Annotated in this window: 14 protein-coding genes and 1 tRNA gene; 11 read left to right on the top strand and 4 right to left on the bottom strand. The window is 54.4% G+C overall.

What is annotated here, in order from left to right; all coding sequences use genetic code 11:
- Positions 1-326: 326 nt before the first annotated feature.
- From hisD to VEZ52_RS02880, 5 genes are all read left to right on the top strand, one after another.
- On the top strand, positions 327-1,631 hold the full coding sequence (gene hisD, locus VEZ52_RS02900; protein WP_324835454.1) for a histidinol dehydrogenase: 1,305 nt from the start codon (positions 327-329) through the stop codon (positions 1,629-1,631).
- Between the two features lie 27 nt (positions 1,632-1,658).
- On the top strand, positions 1,659-2,540 hold the full coding sequence (locus VEZ52_RS02895; RefSeq protein WP_192111476.1) for a phosphoribosylaminoimidazolesuccinocarboxamide synthase: 882 nt from the start codon (positions 1,659-1,661) through the stop codon (positions 2,538-2,540).
- 221 nt (positions 2,541-2,761) lie between these two features.
- On the top strand, positions 2,762-3,532 hold the full coding sequence (locus VEZ52_RS02890; protein ID WP_324835453.1) for an enoyl-ACP reductase: 771 nt from the start codon (positions 2,762-2,764) through the stop codon (positions 3,530-3,532).
- A gap of 85 nt (positions 3,533-3,617) precedes the next feature.
- On the top strand, positions 3,618-3,758 hold the full coding sequence (locus tag VEZ52_RS02885) for a hypothetical protein (protein WP_324835452.1): 141 nt from the start codon (positions 3,618-3,620) through the stop codon (positions 3,756-3,758).
- A 289-nt stretch (positions 3,759-4,047) separates the two neighbouring features.
- Positions 4,048-4,139: transfer RNA gene (locus tag VEZ52_RS02880), tRNA-Ser, on the top strand.
- A gap of 381 nt (positions 4,140-4,520) precedes the next feature.
- On the opposite strand, the gene VEZ52_RS02875 is transcribed toward VEZ52_RS02880, so the two are convergent.
- Both VEZ52_RS02875 and VEZ52_RS02870 read right to left on the bottom strand, forming a co-directional pair.
- Positions 4,521-5,201, bottom strand: coding sequence for an outer membrane protein (locus VEZ52_RS02875; protein WP_324835451.1), 681 nt, complete (start codon positions 5,199-5,201; stop codon positions 4,521-4,523).
- A gap of 292 nt (positions 5,202-5,493) precedes the next feature.
- A complete protein-coding gene (locus tag VEZ52_RS02870; protein WP_324835450.1) occupies positions 5,494-5,790 on the bottom strand; it encodes a hypothetical protein in 297 nt (98 codons plus the stop codon).
- 305 nt (positions 5,791-6,095) lie between these two features.
- Between VEZ52_RS02870 and VEZ52_RS02865 the strand changes: the two genes are divergently transcribed.
- Positions 6,096-6,362 (top strand): RNA recognition motif domain-containing protein, encoded by a 267-nt coding sequence (locus VEZ52_RS02865; protein WP_022658563.1) that lies wholly within the window; start codon positions 6,096-6,098, stop codon positions 6,360-6,362.
- A 348-nt stretch (positions 6,363-6,710) separates the two neighbouring features.
- Here the strand turns inward: VEZ52_RS02865 and VEZ52_RS02860 are convergent, their stop codons facing one another.
- Positions 6,711-6,923 carry a hypothetical protein gene (locus VEZ52_RS02860; RefSeq protein WP_324835449.1) on the bottom strand — a complete coding sequence of 71 codons (213 nt, stop codon included), beginning with the start codon at positions 6,921-6,923 and terminating at the stop codon, positions 6,711-6,713.
- A gap of 163 nt (positions 6,924-7,086) precedes the next feature.
- Positions 7,087-7,374 carry a hypothetical protein gene (locus VEZ52_RS02855; RefSeq protein ID WP_324835448.1) on the bottom strand — a complete coding sequence of 96 codons (288 nt, stop codon included), beginning with the start codon at positions 7,372-7,374 and terminating at the stop codon, positions 7,087-7,089.
- 1,283 nt (positions 7,375-8,657) lie between these two features.
- Between VEZ52_RS02855 and VEZ52_RS02850 the strand changes: the two genes are divergently transcribed.
- The 5 genes from VEZ52_RS02850 to VEZ52_RS02830 all read left to right on the top strand — a co-directional run bounded on the left by VEZ52_RS02850 (position 8,658) and on the right by VEZ52_RS02830 (position 17,254).
- Positions 8,658-11,600, top strand: a complete 2,943-nt coding sequence (locus VEZ52_RS02850) for a M16 family metallopeptidase (RefSeq protein WP_324835447.1) — start codon at positions 8,658-8,660, stop codon at positions 11,598-11,600.
- Positions 11,600-12,496 carry an ABC transporter ATP-binding protein gene (locus VEZ52_RS02845; RefSeq protein ID WP_324835446.1) on the top strand — a complete coding sequence of 299 codons (897 nt, stop codon included), beginning with the start codon at positions 11,600-11,602 and terminating at the stop codon, positions 12,494-12,496. Before VEZ52_RS02850 ends, VEZ52_RS02845 begins: the two co-directional genes overlap by 1 nt.
- 66 nt (positions 12,497-12,562) lie before the next feature.
- Entirely contained in the window at positions 12,563-13,231 is a 669-nt protein-coding gene (locus tag VEZ52_RS02840) for a hypothetical protein (RefSeq protein ID WP_324835445.1), read from the top strand.
- Complete coding sequence (locus tag VEZ52_RS02835; RefSeq protein ID WP_324835444.1) at positions 13,231-14,544, top strand: DUF4857 domain-containing protein; 1,314 nt, start codon at positions 13,231-13,233, stop codon at positions 14,542-14,544. Before VEZ52_RS02840 ends, VEZ52_RS02835 begins: the two co-directional genes overlap by 1 nt.
- A gap of 160 nt (positions 14,545-14,704) precedes the next feature.
- Positions 14,705-17,254 carry a TonB-dependent receptor plug domain-containing protein gene (locus VEZ52_RS02830; RefSeq protein ID WP_324835443.1) on the top strand — a complete coding sequence of 850 codons (2,550 nt, stop codon included), beginning with the start codon at positions 14,705-14,707 and terminating at the stop codon, positions 17,252-17,254.

Below are 17,254 nucleotides of genomic sequence, written 5' to 3'. Positions count from 1 at the left end.
TCTTCTTCAAGAAAACCATCTTCCGGTCTTTCGGGCTGGCATTCTGCCCGGTTATCCGCCTGGCCGCCCTGCTGACTGCCCTGCTGTCCGAATGAGTGGTTCATTTTATGACGCTGCATGCTTCCTCCTGAATCGACCCCGGCGGGGTCACGATGCTTTCCGTTAAGTAAGTATGCTTGTCCACCCTGTCAAGGCGCTGCCGTCACTGCAAAAAGTTTTGTTCTCGCCTTCACGGCTCCAGCACTTGCGCCAGTTGACAGCCATCTGCGCCTCGACATTCTGCGGCGGCTTCTGTATATTGCGCGAACCAGAAGAGGAACAGCACTATGACATGCCGAATTTTGACGCTGCAACATGAACAGGAATGGCCCGCGCTGGCCCAGTGGCTGCAAGGGCGGCACAATCCCGGCAACGGGGTGGAAAGCGCCGTAACCGACATTATCAACGCTGTGCGGCAAAAGGGCGACGACGCCCTTGTGGAGTACACGCGCAATTTTGACTGCCCTGATTTTGCTCCGCCCCTGCGCGTGAGCGAACAGGAAATCGCCAAGGCGGCAGCCTCCGTTACCATCGAAAGCCGCGAAATCATCGGCGAGGCTGCGTCCAATATACGTTCTTTCCACGAAGCCCAGGTTGAGAAATCGTGGTTTCTCACCCGCCCGGACGGCAGTATTCTCGGCCAGCAGGTTACATCTGTTGACGCGGGCGGCCTGTATGTTCCCGGTGGTCAGGGCGGCAATACGCCCCTTATTTCCAGCCTGCTCATGAGCGCCATACCCGCCCAGGTGGCAGGCGTGCCGCGTCTGGCCGTGTTTACGCCTCCCCGCAAGGACGGCACGGTAAATCCGCACATTCTTGCCGCTGCGCATCTGCTTGATATTGATGAAGTTTACCGCGTTGGCGGGGCATGGTCCATTGCGGCCATGGCCTACGGTACGCAAACCATTAAGCCTGTGGATGTTATTGCCGGGCCTGGCAACATTTTTGTCACCACCGCCAAGCGCTTTGTGCAGGGCACTGTGGGCATTGATATGATCGCCGGGCCGAGCGAAGTGCTCGTGCTGGCCGATTCTTCCGCCAACCCTGCATGGCTTGCAGCGGATATGCTTTCGCAGGCGGAGCACGATGCCCTGGCCTCGGCTATCTGCATCACTGACGATGCCCGCCTGGCCGATGCCCTCCAGCAAGAGCTGAAAAAGCAGTGCGCCGCCCTGCCCAGAGCCACCACCGCCGCCCGCGCGCTGGAAGACTGGAGCGCCATTGTGGTTACGCCCAATCTTTCCGTAGCTGTGGCGGTTGCCAACATGGTGGCCCCGGAGCATCTTGAATTGTGCACCCGCGACCCCTGGGCCGTGCTGCCCTTTATTCGCCACGCCGGGGCCGTATTCATGGGCCAGCACAGCCCAGAACCTGTGGGCGATTATTTTGCCGGGCCCAACCATGTGTTGCCCACACTGGGAACGGCGCGGTTTTCATCGGCTCTTTCGGTGCAGACCTTCTGCAAAAAGACCAGCATCGTGGCCGCTTCTTCAACCTTTTTACAGCAGAACATGCAGTCCATAGCCGCCCTTGCCCGGCTGGAAGGCCTGGAAGCCCACGCCCGCTCCGTTGAAGCGCGCGGGAAGAAATAGCAAGAGCCAGAGGAATCAGGAGCCATCATGAAAGTCGTGGTAAAAACCGAGATCAGCGCCTATCCCCTTCTTTCTCGCGGGAAAGTGCGCGACATCTATGATGTGGACGAAAAAACACTGCTCATTGTCACCACTGACCGCATGTCGGCCTTTGATGTGATCATGAACGAACCCATCCCCTATAAGGGCGTGATTCTTAACCAGATCACCCTGTTCTGGATGGAAAAGTTCAAGGATATCATCCCCAATCACTTGATTGAAAGCGATGTGAACCGCTTCCCCGCCGCTCTGGCACCCTGGAAGGACGAGCTTGAAGGCCGCGCCGTCATCGTGCGCAAAGCCAAGCCCCTGCCTGTGGAATGTATTGTGCGCGGCTACATCACCGGCTCCGGCTGGAAGGATTACAAGGCCACCGGCACCCTGTGCGGCTACAAGCTGCCCGCCAACCTGCGCGAATCCGACAAGCTGGAACCTGCGCTGTTTACGCCCTCCACCAAGGCCGAACTGGGCCAGCACGATGAAAACATCAGCGTGGCCCAGGCGGCGGAACTGCTTGGCGCGGAAACCGCCGCCCAGGTTGAGCGCACCACGCTTGCCATTTACGAGGCCGGGCGCACCTACGCCGCCGGGCGCGGCATCATCGTGGCCGACACCAAGTTTGAATTCGGCTTTATTGACGGCAAGCTGCACCTCATTGATGAAGTGCTCACGCCCGATTCTTCCCGCTTCTGGCCCGCTGACCAGTATCAGCCCGGTCAGGGCCAGCCCAGCTTTGACAAGCAATATCTGCGCGACTGGCTGGAGAAGCAGCCCTGGAACAAGCAGCCCCCGCCGCCCGCCCTGCCGGAAGAAATCATCAAGGCCACGGCGAATCGCTACCAGGAAGCTTACGACATCCTTACAAAGTAAAAAATTTGAGCGCGTCCGGTACAACAGTGCCGGGCGCGCCTTTGGCGTGGGAGGCTAGGTACTTTTTTCACAAAAGCGCCGGGCTGTACCATCGACCTGCCGTCCACTGTCCGACAGCGCCGCGTATATTGTGCGGCTTTTTTCGCCCAGGCGCGCGCTGCCGCTGTTCTGATACACTTTAGTGCCGGCTCGTTCGGCTTGCATTTTTTTCAGGAGGATCCATGCTGCTGCAAGGAAAGAAAGCTCTTATATTGGGTTTGGCCAATAATAGAAGTATCGCGTACGGCATTGCCAATGCCCTTAAGGAACAGGGTGCCCGCCTGGCGTTCAACTATGTGGGCGATGCCATCAAAAAACGCGTTGACCCCCTGAGCGAAGAGCTTGGCGGTGAATTCACCTTCCAGTGCGATGTGTGCGATGACGCGCAGATTCAGGCCGCCGCCGACCTCGTCAAAGAAAAATGGGGCGACCTGGACATTCTTGTGCACTCCGTGGCCTTTGCCAATCGCGAAGACCTGGGTGGCCGCTTTGTAGACACCTCCCGCGAGGGCTTCCGCCTTGCCCTGGATGTTTCCGCCTACTCGCTCACCGGCGTCTGTCGCGCATTTGAACCCCTGCTGCACGAGGGTTCTTCCATCATGACCATGACCTATCACGGTTCCACCAAGGTCATCCCCGGCTACAACGTCATGGGCGTGGCCAAGGCCGCTCTTGAGGCCTCCGTGCGCTATCTTGCCTGCGACTTCGGCACCAAGGGCATCCGCATCAACGCCATCAGCGCCGGCCCCATCAAGACCCTTGCCGCTTCTGCTGTTTCCAGCATGAAGGATCTGTGCAACATTGTTGACCGCAACGCCCCGCTGCACCGCAACGTCACCACCGGCGACGTGGGCGGCACGGCCCTGTACCTCGCCTCTGACCTTGCCCATGCTGTGACTGGTCAGGTCATCTATGTGGACAGCGGCTTCAGCACCATTGGCGTGATGGGCTAGCCCCCTGCGGGCAAGCCCACAACTGAACGCGCGCTTGCGCAATGGCGCGGCCTCAGCAGTCTGATGCCGTCAGAAGGATCAGATAATGGACATCCAGACACTCAACGCTGTGGGCATTACCGTTATGGCGATGTTTGGCCTGTGGGCTTTTTATCGCGCCGCGCAGATCACCAAAAAAAAGCGCAAAGATGACGAGACCAAGAACAAGGATCGCAAAGACGATTAGCCTGGGCCGATCGGCGTTGCCCTGTTGATATCTCATGCAAGGCCCATCCGGGATTCCGGGTGGGCCTTTGCTCTTGTGGGACTTTGCTCTGGCGCTTTGCTGTGCTGTGGGGCTTCGCCAGGGCCGATGCCCTGCACGGCGAACAGGAAAGGGCGCACCGCATTGGGCCGGTTGCACCCCTTGCGGCAACTTTTTTTGCAACAAACTGCCCTGATTCAATTTTTTCTCTTGCAATTCCTGAATGCCTGCTATATAGGTATTCGGCTTTGAGCGGTGCACAACACCGAATGGAGAGGTGTCCGAGCTGGTCTAAGGAGCACGATTGGAAATCGTGTGTACGTTAACAGCGTACCGGGAGTTCGAATCTCCCCCTCTCCGCCAGATTTCAAGGGGTTACTGGAAACAGTAACCCCTTTTTCTTTTGGCGAGCCACAACTCCCCGTGATTCTATTCGTGACAGATTCGCCCCCCCCCTGCCCCAGAAGCTCCTCTGTCTGCTCTCTTTCAGCGACGACCGAACAGCTTGTGCCTGGGGCAAGCTGCACGAACTACAAATCCTTGCCAAAGACTGATGCCAGCCATTCAACGAGCAGCCGAGGACAGGCGCGCTCGCACATAGAATGCTATCCTTGCCCCTCCCCACAAATAAATCCCCCCCCCGACATTGGTTTGCACCTGGTATGCCCCCTCAGGTAGACAAAGCAAAAAAGGCCGCCCACACAGGACGGCCACAGGAAGGGAGGTGGTCATGAAACAATATGCTTAAAATGTGTACCGCAAGCCAAGGCTGAATTCGTTGGCATAGGGAGCCATGCCGAGCTTCTGCTTTTCGCCCAGAATGGTCTTTTCAGTTTCCGAGTACCCGAGGCCCACAAAGCGATAGGCAAGATCAGCAGAAATGTTGTCAGTAAAAGCGTAGGAAACGCCAGCGCCGGCATTCCACGCAAAAACAGTGTTCAGATTGGTGGTGCTTTCGCTTCCCACGCCGGGGATTTCAATCTCGTACTTGCTCTTGAGAAAGCCCATGCCAAGGCCCGCGCCAACATAGGGAGTAAAGGCCGTGCTGTTGTGGAAATCCCAATACGCGTTAAGGAACAGGGTCTGAAGGCCCCAGGTGCCTTTGAGGTCAGCAGCATTGCCACCATTTTTGAGTTCCCAGCTGGTGGTGGAGTTGGTGCGGATGTCGTATTCAATTTCCGCGCGCAAGGGAACCTGATTCAGGGAATAAAAGTCATAGCCAGCATATATGCCGCCGCCCACAGTGTTCTGCGAGTAGTTCTTGACATCAAAGGCGTTAACAACTGCACCGCTTCTGGACATGGAACCCGTGCTTTGGATGGAGTCAAGGAACTTCAGGCCCACATAAAATCCGGAATTTTCAGCCATGGCGGGAACCGAAAGCGCCAGAGTCAGGGCAACTGCAAGAGCAATCCGCTTAAACATATTTCCTCCAAAAATTTATTTCTCATAACCTTCCCTTGTTTATAATACTAAGCTATATCTGTTTTTATATCAATTAACATTAAGCCTATACTCTGAAAATTTTCATCGGCAGTACCACAAGCCACCGTGTGCGGCATCCCTCTGAGACTAGCGTAGCCCGAGCCATATTCCAGCTCACAGACGTAAAAACTGGCTCTGCCTCAATAGGCAAAGCCAGTTTTTAAACACAAAAGAAGCGTAATAAAAAAATTAAATTACACTATCTGCTTTATACGGCACTTTCAGCCGCAGATCACCTACGGCGCTGGCCGCAGCCCTCATACAGGGAAAGGATCTTGAATATATCGTCATGATTCTCTGAGGAACCGTCAGGCTCACTTTGTGCCCGCTGCTTGAGTATTTTTTCCGCCCTTTTTAAAAAGGCATCGGCCCCTTTAGTCTTGTACGTCTCATCTTCACCCAGGGTGATATTTACTGTCTTACCATCGCCCACGGGTTCGATGGACATTCTCTGCCCGTCATGAAAGGTAAAAACCTTTTCTTCCTTACTTGTAAGAACATTTGCGACAAGCCGTAATTTATAATTCATATATGCTCCAATTTTTTCAATATCAAACAACTATCATATCAACATAAAATCATGGTGTCTAAATGAATAATAAAAAATAATTTTTTAGTCGGTATCCCACTGATCGGCCTGATAATAGTTCTATAAAAATTGTAAATTACTGCCGTCATGTCCCTTATTTTAAAATAACATTCATTGACATTTTCTGCACTCCGCCCTATGTTGCCACATCACTGATTGGGTATAGTAAATTTTTCGCCAGAGACTTTACATGGGTAAGGCTTCAAGCAGAAAGTCTACCTCCCCTTAACCCCTTGGAGTCTCACATGGCTACTTCTATTTATGTCGGTAATTTGTCTTGGTCTGCCACCCAGGACGGCGTTGAAGCTCTCTTCAAGCCCTATGGCGATGTTCTTTCCGTCAACCTGATTTCTGATCGCGAAACCGGCCGCGCCCGTGGCTTCGGTTTTGTTGAAATGGACGAAAGCAGCGCCATCAACGCCATTTCCGCCCTTGACGGCAAAGAAGTTGACGGCCGCGCCCTGCGCGTGAACAAGGCTGAGCCCAAAAAGCCCGCCGCCCGTCGCTGGTAAGCCCAGTAAGCATTTAGAATGCAGGAAGGCCGTGATTTTCACGGCCTTCTTTTTTTATCTGAGTCATGCCACAGCCTGCTCCAAGCAAATTCAACCGCCCTCAAAAATTGACTGTCCCTGCTCAAGCTGCTGCCAGAATGCGGAGCAGCTTGCAAAAACCAGCCTCTCTCCCCGCAGAGTCCCGACCTCCCCAAAGAGTGGCAATCACCTGGAGCATCCACCTTCAAATAAAAGGGGAGTGAGGACAAACTGCCCCTAGGATGCAACATTCAGCTCTTGCGGCCAAATATCGTTGCCAACCCTGCCAAGGACAGCCCTACTCACACCCCAATTATGTATTAGCCTGCTTTATAATGCCGTTGCATCAAGGCGCGTTCTCAGCTCATCTGCAACAAAGCGCAAATTATTACTAAAAGCATCTTTTTTCACTAAAGACGTATTCATACCAAGCCATTTATGTAATTTCAAATCATCTGATGCTGGTGGAAGACTATCAAGATATCTTTTCCAATTAGATAAAATTCGTTCTATTTCAGCACGCTGTTTTGAGTTAATTTGCATAATTCATTCTCCTGTTCATGTTCAAAAAAATTGTACCTCCTCACATGGGCAAATAAACGTTACCCATTGTAAAATAAAAGCATGGTGCGGATTGATTGTAGAATAATTCATACTCTGTACATGATGCTTCAAGCATTATACATTACAAACTGTTCAGGAAACATCATTCAATATCATCTTTGTACATGAAAAGTACCTGATCAACATTGTCTTGCCCTTCCCGAGTTTCATCCCATCCGGCAATGCCTCTACCATCTAATATCTGTCTGATTATTTTTACAAAGTTGCTAGCTCCTTTAGTCTTGTATGAAGCACCGTCATCAATAATGATGGACATTGTTTTGCCATCGCCCGATGGCAAAATTTTCATTTCATGACCATCTGCAAGGGTGAAGTTTTTTTCACCTTCGCTCTTGAGAGCCACAGAAACAAGATCAAGTTGATATTCCATAGCTACTCCAATCAATCAATATCTGCAAAAATAGTATCACAACAAATTAACAGTGTCTCTAAAATTGCTATAATTAAAAAATCAACAAAAATATATACCAATAACAAGACTACACAAGTTATATATACAATTAACCTTGTTGCACTCAACTGTGCGCATTGGGAAGCGTTGAAATCACTTTCCATAGTTTTTTGTAAAAAACACTTAACAAATTGTAATAATTATATATTTGATTAATTAGAAATTCTTCCAGTCTTGCTTGAAAACACGGTCAACGGATGCGGTCACGTATATATTTTAATGGCAGGGAAACGAAAACTACTGCACGGCCATTCGCAAGCAGTCATTATGCCCCAAGCAAGCACCTGGCGGGCATGCATGGTTAATCCCTTTTGACTACCGGCAACAAGAAGATTATGTTGCCCGCATGAACAAAGAAAACCTTCCTGTCATTCATCCCTGTATCAAATGTGGAAAGGCCCCAAAGGTCGAAGTATCCAGACCCGAAGGCAGAATTAACGACATATATCGGCTTGTCTGCGAATGCGGAAACTGCCCCTTACAGTGGTCTGTCAGCGAATCAGCTGCTATCAGGCTGTGGAATTCATACGTTGCATCCTGATAATCTGTGAAGCGTCCATTTTTTGGGTGTCCGCAAAAATCTGACGACAAACTGAAATACGCATAGCACGCTACATGCCTTGCATTATCATGTTTTTATTGTAGCAATGCAGTTTTATTAGCAAGTTGCGAGAAAGTGCAGTAGTTTTTGGCAGATCAGATACATTTTCTGTGGATGCCACCAGTGTTGCGCTTGCCAGCAGATTCAAGATTCGTTGGGTAAGGCGGTGCAGCCAGTCAGCCCAAACAGGCAAGGAGGAGAAACACAACTCCTCCTTCTTTTTTACGCACCAGCAATTACCACAGCCACCAATAATCCGACCCACGGTACACTCTCACGGCCTCCAGCAGTAACCTGCACTCTCAACAGCCACCGCTCCCCTCCTCACCTTCCGCCTTTCAAAAGAGGCTCTCTTCCTGCTGTAGCCCGCAGCAATTTTTTATAAAAGCTATTTAATTAAGCATATTAGATTTCGCTCAATAACTTTTGCCTTTTCGATTTTCTGATATTTTTATAAGTTATAGCGGCTTACAAATAATACCCCATTATAATTGACACTATTTGAATTTCAGACTACTTAGCTAAGTCAAAAGAAATTCAATTTCATTTCCAGATAGTAATTTTCATTACTTCAAGCACCCAAACATGCGGATATGAAGACATGCCCATATTTTTGACCGAATCAATTCTTGCCCTCTGCATTGTGTTAACAGCCTTAACTTCCACATCATTTGCAAAAAATATCGTTGCAAACAGCCCTGGCGAAGCATTCTGGTATGATGGCAAGTGGGCGCACGAGCATTCTGACCTGCCGCCAGATCCTGCAATCACTTTTGGGCGGCTGCCAAACGGTTTCCGTTATGCGGTCATCCCCAATGCCAAGCCGTCAGGCCGCGTTTCCATGTATTTGAATGTTCAGGCCGGTTCGCTGATGGAAACGCCCAGTGAACTGGGCTATGCCCACTACATTGAGCATATGGCGTTTAACGGAACGCGCAATTTTGCGCCCGGATCGCTCATTCCATTTTTCCAGCGCCACGGCATGAGTTTTGGCGGCGACACCAATGCCCATACAGCCTGGGCAGAAACCGTCTTCAAGCTCAACCTCACATCCTGCGACACCAGCACTCTCGCCATGGGGATGAAAATCCTGCGCGACTTTGCGGATGGCATCCAGTTTGCCCCGCAAGAAGTCGCCAAAGAGCTGGGCGTTATTCTGGCAGAGAAAAACGTGCGCGACAGCGAAGCCATGGCAAGCAAACGCCAGCGCACGGCCCGGCTCTATGCGGGCACAGCCTTTGTGAACCAGCCCATCGGCACGGAAGACTGCATCCGGGGGGCAACCTCCGAGCGCCTGAAGGCCTTTTACCGCAAATGGTATCACCCGGAACGCATGATTCTGGTCATTGCAGGCTCCGTCACTGCCGATCAGGTTAGTCAGCTTGTAAAAAACAGCTTTGCAGACATGGTGAACCCCGGCCCGGCGCCCTTCCCTCCATCCTGGGGCGAGGCGCGGCTTGGCGGCATCCAGGCGCAAGGGGAGCAAAGGGCCATCAGCGGCGAGGAACTTTCCGTCATCATGCGCTTTCCGCGCATGCACCAGCGCGACACGCGCCAGAATCAGCAAAACCAGCTTGTGGATTCCGTGCTTGGCTACTGCATGCAACGCCGCCTGCTGGAGCGCGACCAGCGCGACAATCTCTGGAACAACGCGCGCTTTGCCGCCAACTGGCGGCAGGGCCTTACTCCTTCTGCCGCCATGGGCCTGACAACGCATCCCGGCGGCTGGCAACAGGCGCTGCCTGCCCTGGCGCAAGAGCTGAAGCGGGCGGCAACGCACGGCTTCACCCGGCAAGAGATATCTCAGGCTCTTGATTTTGCAGAAAAAAGAATTTCACGCTTCAAGGAGCAGCGCCTGGGCATGAGCAATGCCGATGTGGCAGACCAGTTTGTGCGCACCGCCAATGCGGACTACGTCCAAACCGCGCCCGCCTTTGATCTGGACCTGTTCCGGCTGTTGCGGCCCTCCATCACGGAAGATGTGGTTAATGCTGCGCTCCGCTCCATGCTGGCAATGGATGATGTTTTCCTTGCTGTGGGCAGCGCCACGCCGCCCGATGCAGCCGCCATCCTCGCCGCATGGCAAGATGGTCTTGCTGCGCAGCCAGCCCCCGCGGTGCAGACAAAATCCATTGCCTTCCCCTACCTTGAACTTCCGCCGGCAGCATCGGCACCAGCGGCCTCCACAGATGCGCCCATAGCCAGCCGCGATCTCTCCCAGCCGGGCAGCACAGCCGTAACGCTCCTCCAAACCCGTCTGAGCGATGCCGTTGAATGTTATGTGCTGCCGCTGAATTTTGAGCCCAACAAGGCCTCGGTGCAGCTTCTCTTCGGCAAGGGATACGCCAACTTGCCCGGCAGCATCATCGCCCTTGCCCAAACAGCCAACGCAACATTGTCAGAAGGCGGTATTGGCGCGCTCTCGCGCCTTGAAACGCAAAAACTCTCAGAGCGCATGGGCGGCAGGGTCGGCGAGATGCACGGCCCCAACAATGCCATCATCAGTGTTGAAGGCGACTCCCGGCAACTAGAGTTGCTGGTGCAGGCGGTGTGGACGCAATTCAGCGATCCGCAGCCTGAGGCTGGCGATCTCCAGCGCGCCCTGCGCAAACTTGAAGCTCAGAACCGTAAACAGACTGAAACGGTTGAAGATGTTTCAAAAATCGCAGGGCAGGCCTTTTTTTACGGCAATGCGCGCAGATACCAGCCCCTCAAACCCGAAGAGGCAGCCAGCCTGGGCATTGACGATGTGCGCCGTTTTATCTCTGCCAGCCGCAAAAAAGAGCCTGTGCGTGTGATCCTCAGCGGTGATATCGACCCCAATACAGCAATTTCACTGGCAAAACGCTACTTCAGCCACATCACAACCCAGCCTGCGGCTGTGGAAGAAAAACCAGCTCCGCTGGAATTTCCTGCTGGCAAATCCGCAAACATTCTGGTTCCTGATTCCGTAGATCAGGCTGTTGTCCGCAAGGCATGGCGTCTTGATTTCGCACCGCAGGGCAACAGGGAGGTTCTGGCTGCCCGGCAGCTTGCGGCAGCGCTGCTGCGCGACAAATTGCGCCGCGATCTGCGCGAACGCATGGGCGCAAGTTACAGCCCCAGCGCCTTTTACCGCACCATGCCCAATGAGGGCGGCTATACCCTGCTCCAGATCGATGTACACACCAACCGGGAACAGATGGGGCAGGTTACGGAATATCTGGGGACTCTCGCCCCCTGGAAGGTGAGCCAGCAGGAGCTGGACCGACTGCGCCTGCCCATGCTCACCCAGGTTCAGACCAGCCGCACCAACACCCAGTACTGGCAGCGCATGCTGCTTACAGAACTGGCTACAGGCTACCCCTATCTTGAGTGGAGCAAAACAACAGAGAGCAACCTGCAAAACTGCACGAAAGAAGCGGTCACAGAAGCCCTGAAAGACCTTCTGGCAGCTCCCTCCGCCATATGGACAGTTGCGGCGCATTCCCAGCCCAGCACCGACCAGGGCAAAAGCGCCAGGCCCAATCCCAGCAAGGCCAATACCGCCAAGGAGAGCAAGTGATGGAAGAGCTTATTTCATGCAAGGCTCTTCGCCACAGTTACCACGGCACAGAAGTGCTGCACGGTGTTAATTTCAGCGTGTCGCGTGGCGAGATTGTGGGCTTGCTGGGCAAAAACGGTGCGGGAAAAAGCACCAGCATCAACATCCTGATGGGTTTCATGCAGCCGGATTCGGGCCGGTGCATGGTCATGGGGCACCCAAGCCACGCCATCCCGCCGCAGGTGCGCGCGCGTATCGGCCTGCTCCACGAGGGCTTCATCCAGTACAATTTCATGACCATCGGCGAAATAGAACGCTTCTATTCCCGCTTTTATCCACAGTGGGACAAGGGCATCTATTACGATGTGGTGGGCCGCATGGACATTCCTTTTACCCGGCGCATCACCAGACTTTCCTGCGGGCAGCGCTCGCAGGTCACGTTGGGCCTCATTCTGGCGCAGCGGGCCGAGCTGATGATTCTTGACGACTATTCCCTTGGCCTAGATGTGGGCTACCGCCGCCTGTTTCTCGACTTTTTGCGGGATCATGTGCGCCGTTACGGCACCACGGTATTGCTGACCTCTCACGTGGTGCAGGAGCTGGAAAATCTGCTTGATGCGCTGGTGGTTATCCACAAGGGAACAGTTCTGGCCAAAGAACGCCAGGCGGATTTCATGCGTTCATTTTTGCGCTATGACCTGCCGCTTTGCACTGCCGCAGACGAGTTGCGCAACAACGAAGGCCCTTTGCTGCGGGTCGAGCGTTGCGCAGACAGGCTGATGCTGTTCAGCCGTGCCCAGCCGGATGAAATGCGCGGTTTTCTTGAAGCACGCGGGGTGGCCTGCCCTGATGGCGCGCCCCAGCCCGTGCCCATGACCTTTGAGGACGCATTTGTGGGTCTGACAGGCAGATACTAGGGCATTTTCAACAGCAATCTGCCCTGAACGGCGCAGCAATACGGCATACAGCAAAGCAGGAAGGACATGATCAAGGCACTGTTTTTTAAGGAATGGATCAAACTGCGCTATTTCTGGTGCATCCCCTTTATTTTCGCTGGCGCGGCCCTTGCGGATTACCACCTGACGTTCAAGGGCGTGCTTTCCATGCACGGTACCGTGGACACCTGGAACGGGCTTATATTCAAGGAGAGCATCTATTTTGGCTCTCTCCAGTGGGCCTTCATTCTTGGCGGCATCTGGCTTGCCTCGGTGCAGATGGCCCCTGAATGCATGGGCAAAAGACTGCGCCTGCTCTTTCACCTCCCGGTCAACGCCATTCCGGCTCTGGCTGTTCAGGCCGTCACCGGTCTTGGCCTGATGGCGCTTGTATTCTGCGCCGCGTCCGCAGGCTTTGCCCTGATAAACAATCACCACGGCCTGCCGCCGGAGCTTTCCATCCCCATGTTCAAAACCCTGCTGCCCTGGGGCCTGGCTGGCCTTACAAGCTGGTGCGCCACTGCCGCCGCCATTGCCGACCCTTCGTTCAAACGCAAGATATGCTTTGCTCTGGCGGGGTTCGCCTATGTGACCATGCTGACAGGGGGGCGAGGCTTTGCGCCCATGAGCAACAGCATATGGCTTTACGCCGCGGCATGTCTGCCCTGGATTCCGGCTGTGGCCGCAGCCGCATTGCGGGTCAAGGAGGGAGAATAATGCGTATCTACTGGCTTCGCCTTGCCCCGGTGTTTCTGGGTATTTTTGTTCTGGCCTGGTTTGTTCCGCAACTGTACCTGCGGGCCACGCGGGCGGATTATCTTCAGCTGAGCGCTGTGTACAGCTCAGTAAAAAACGACTTTATCATTTTTGAAACCGGGCCTTCGGTGTTCCAGTTCAGGGACGAGGAAGGCAACCGCATCAGCCAGCGCGATGGCCGCATGGCCCTGCCCTACATGTTTTCGCGCGATGTGGAAAAATGGGGCGGGTTCCCCATGAGCGTCAACGGGCGTTCTGTCACCTTCCGGGATGCGCAGGAAGGCGTGCGCCTGCGGGCAACCCCGCGCGAGGTCATGCTTCCGCAGTCCCGCGTTCTTGTGCTTATGGAATCCGCGCCTGAAACCGCGTCCTTTTCGCTGCCGCCAGACATCCTGCTGCTGGACGCCGCCCGCCTGCGCTTTGTGAATTGCGCCGACGGCAAGGAAAACACCGCCAAGGGAGCCGCCTTTACCGCCGCCGTGCTCGCCGCCGGGGCGCAGTTTCCCCTTCAGTCCGCAGGCAGCAATGCCGACCCCTTCAAAAGTCTGGATGAAGGCCTCTTCTTTGTGGATGCAAAGGGCACGCTCCTTCAATTGCTCATGGTGCGCGGCAAGCCCGAATGCCGCAACACCGGGCACGTCATCCCCGGCAAAACGCTGCGCGTGGATGTGCGTGAAAACAAATACAGCGACCTGCTGGGCACCATCGCCACAGAAACCGGTCTGTACATAAACAGGCGCGGTCAGGCCCCCATGCGGCTGCCCTTGCAGTATCAGCCTGATGTGCAGAATGTTTCGGTGTGGGCCACCCCGCTGGACGCGACCTTTAACGTGAGCACTCTTGGCTCGCGCATGGCGCAGGATGCGCTTGTGATTGCCGCCGACGGCGACCTTAAAATCATCCGCAACCTGCTGCTCAGCCCGCCTGCGACAGTCGTTGACCGACAGATGAACCAGCAGCGCTGGCTTTCATTCCTCTGCCCGCTGACTGTAGTGCAGTATGAACCGCAGGTTGCCGGAACCAGCCTGAAAATCACCTTGCCGGAATATACCCTTTGGGCTCTGGCCGGAAACCTGCTGAGCCTGATCGTGCTTCTGGCAATGCGGAAACGGCAAGGCAACAGACGCATGGAATCCGGTATACTGCTGCACGTCTGCGCACCCGAAATCCTGCTTGTACTTGTTTTTGGTCTGCCTGCCCTGCTGACGCTACTGGTTGCAGCCCCTCTGGCACGGATGCTGCCGCAGGGCTGTCATTGCGGCAGCGCCGCTTAACATACACGGGTTGATGCTGCGCTCACGCGCGCGAAAGGCAGTGCCCCTGCATTAAGGGCGCACGGGCTTTCGGTTTGTCTGTCACAGGAAGAAAGGTAGCCTCAAGATGAAAAGGAAATTGCATTCTTTTTTTAAGAAAAAAGCGCTCTGCGTGCAGCTCATGCTGTTAGCTGCGTCCCCGCTGGCGCAACTCCCCTCCGCGCGCATGGCGCTGGCGGTGGAAGCTGAATCGCCAGATGACGCGGCCATTGAGGAGGCCCTGCGCCGCAACAGCGCGCCAGCCCCGGCTCAGCAGGGCAAAACGGCAGAGGGCGGAACTGCGGATAATTCAGCGGGCAAAGTACATCGGCTGGAAGGGGTACAGGTTCGAGGCCAAACTGAACAGCCCGGCGAAATTCTGATCGACCGTCGCACCATGGACATGACCCCCTCGGCCACCAACAGCATCAATGACCTGTTGCGCGGGCAGTCCAACGTGCAGTTTGATTCGTCCTCACGCAGCGGCATGCTCGGCGGCGAGATCACGCCGCCAAAAATTTCCATTCGTGGCGCAAAACACTACGAGAACAACTTCATCATCAACGGTCTGGGCAACAACAACCTCATTAACCCCGGCGGGTATGAACACACTGCCAATAGCGGCATCCCCACCGGTGATTCGCAGTCCGTCATGATCAGCACCGACATGCTGGACACCGTGAAAGTCTACACGGAAAACGTGCCCGCCAAGTACGGCGATTTTCTTGGCGGCGTGATCGACGCCAAGCTGCGCGATGCCGCTTCGGACAGATGGCGCGGCATGGCGGCCTTTCGCTATACAGACAGCAACCTGACGCAATTTCACTACACCAACAGCGACAGCAACGCCCAACCCCTTGCAGGCAACAATTACCAACCGGAATTTTACAAGTATTATCCTTCGCTGCGGTTGGAAGGCCCCCTGTGGCAAAACGGCCCCGGCGTCATGATGGCCTACACCAACACCACATCCATCATCCCGCTCAAGCTCAAGGCTGGCGACGGCTCCGTGACCGAACGCCGCCTCAATGAGAACTACCTCTTCAAGATCAACACGCCGGAGACCAGCCCCCTGTATCTGAGCCTTACCACCATCTACGCGCCATACAAGGCCACTCTCTTCAACGCCAATTTCAAGGACGGCGGCGAATACAGCGTAAACGGCGGCGGCGTTGATATGATGCTCAACAGCCACTACGACTTTCCCATCGGGCGCTGGAGCAACGACATCACCTACAGCAAGAACAACCTTGACCGAAAAAATAGCAAAGATGTCAATTATGTATGGAAAATAAGTCCTTCCACAAAAAGTTGGGCACATAGCAACAATCTGGCAACGGAAGGCGGCTACGGCGACTACCTTCAGGAGCAGACTACCCTGAGCTGGGCCAGCAGCATGGACTTCAAGGCCTTTGGTCCCAGGTACTTCAGCCATCAGCTGGAAACAGGTTTTGAGCTCAAAAAGATCATGCTGGAGAGCAAACGCGGTGGGTACACGATTTTTACCAACGCAGCACTAGCCAGCGGAGCATCGGGATCGTACGGCAACGGCGTCATAACCGGCGAGCAGTATGCCAAGACAAAACAGGTTTACAACGACCTTGAGCGCCGCGAGAGCGTGTTTGCCCCGGCATTTTATTTACAGGACACCATCAAGGTTGAGCGTGTGACTATCCGCCCCGGTGCGCGCGTTTCCTACGATTCGCTGACCGAAAACACCGATGTGGCTCCGCGCTTTTTTGTCAATATCGACCTGCTCAACGACAACCGCTTTAATGTGTTCGGCGGGTATAACCGCTATTACGGATCCCAGGTAATGGAAAGAGCCTTGCACGGCAACTCATATTATCAAACATTCACGCGTACAAACTGGAATTCTCCCTGGGTTGCTGGCCCGAAAGCGCCTCCTGGGGCGTTCCGTCTTGGGTCCCTCAAAACGCCGTACAACGATGAATACACGTTTGGCGCCTCGGCTGACGTGTGGGATACGTTGTTCAAGGCCACCTACGTCAAACGTGACTACCGCAATCAGCTCAAGGGCGCACTGGTAACGGAAAACGGCATCGGCTACTCCCAGTATTCCAACAACGGCAAAACTGACTACAAAGGCATCACGCTTTCTGCCGAGCGCACCTTTGATTTTGGCGACTGGGGCAAGCACACGGGCGAGCTTTCCGCCACATGGTCCAAAACCGAAGGCAACTATACGGACTGGACAAACGACTCCTACAATGAAAATGATTCCACCATCCGTGATCCAAACTTTGTGCTGCTCAACGGCGTGGTTACGCCAAAGGGCGACATGCCTGCCAGCAACTTCAACTCCCCCTGGGTTATCGCCTACACCCACAGCGCCCAGTTCTGGGAAGACCGCCTGCGCCTCATGGGCCAGTTGCGCTGGGAACAGGGCGGAAAACGCCTTTACAACGATTCCGGCTCCACCAATGTGGTCGGGCCTTCCGGCCTTATCCTTTCGTCATACAGAACGGCCTATCAGGAAGACAGCCTCAACGTGGACGCCAAGCTGAGCTTTGACGCCATCAAGTACAAAGATCAGACCCTTACGCTGGAAGTGGAAGCGCTCAATCTGCTGGACAGAAAAAATCTGTCCAATCTCAGCACCAGCGCCACATCGCAGGGCACCTACGCCCTGGGCCGCCAGTTTTACTTTGGCGTAAAGTACACCTTCTAA

The organism is Desulfovibrio sp. (genome assembly GCF_035644575.1).
Lineage (GTDB): Bacteria > Desulfobacterota > Desulfovibrionia > Desulfovibrionales > Desulfovibrionaceae > Desulfovibrio.
This window is presented reverse-complemented; position numbering and strand designations above follow the sequence as displayed.

Bases quoted from the DNA above. Each gene is read 5' to 3' on its own strand.
- VEZ52_RS02855 (WP_324835448.1), bottom strand. From the start codon at position 7,374: ATGGAATATCAACTTGATCTTGTTTCTGTGGCTCTCAAGAGCGAAGGT.
- VEZ52_RS02895 (WP_192111476.1), top strand. From the start codon at position 1,659: ATGAAAGTCGTGGTAAAAACCGAGATCAGCGCCTATCCCCTTCTTTCT.
- hisD (WP_324835454.1), top strand. From the start codon at position 327: ATGACATGCCGAATTTTGACGCTGCAACATGAACAGGAATGGCCCGCG.
- VEZ52_RS02830 (WP_324835443.1), top strand. From the start codon at position 14,705: ATGCTGTTAGCTGCGTCCCCGCTGGCGCAACTCCCCTCCGCGCGCATG.
- VEZ52_RS02890 (WP_324835453.1), top strand. From the start codon at position 2,762: ATGCTGCTGCAAGGAAAGAAAGCTCTTATATTGGGTTTGGCCAATAAT.
- VEZ52_RS02845 (WP_324835446.1), top strand. From the start codon at position 11,600: ATGGAAGAGCTTATTTCATGCAAGGCTCTTCGCCACAGTTACCACGGC.
- VEZ52_RS02850 (WP_324835447.1), top strand. From the start codon at position 8,658: ATGCCCATATTTTTGACCGAATCAATTCTTGCCCTCTGCATTGTGTTA.
- VEZ52_RS02835 (WP_324835444.1), top strand. From the start codon at position 13,231: ATGCGTATCTACTGGCTTCGCCTTGCCCCGGTGTTTCTGGGTATTTTT.
- VEZ52_RS02840 (WP_324835445.1), top strand. From the start codon at position 12,563: ATGATCAAGGCACTGTTTTTTAAGGAATGGATCAAACTGCGCTATTTC.
- VEZ52_RS02875 (WP_324835451.1), bottom strand. From the start codon at position 5,201: ATGTTTAAGCGGATTGCTCTTGCAGTTGCCCTGACTCTGGCGCTTTCG.
- VEZ52_RS02885 (WP_324835452.1), top strand. From the start codon at position 3,618: ATGGACATCCAGACACTCAACGCTGTGGGCATTACCGTTATGGCGATG.
- VEZ52_RS02865 (WP_022658563.1), top strand. From the start codon at position 6,096: ATGGCTACTTCTATTTATGTCGGTAATTTGTCTTGGTCTGCCACCCAG.
- VEZ52_RS02860 (WP_324835449.1), bottom strand. From the start codon at position 6,923: ATGCAAATTAACTCAAAACAGCGTGCTGAAATAGAACGAATTTTATCT.
- VEZ52_RS02870 (WP_324835450.1), bottom strand. From the start codon at position 5,790: ATGAATTATAAATTACGGCTTGTCGCAAATGTTCTTACAAGTAAGGAA.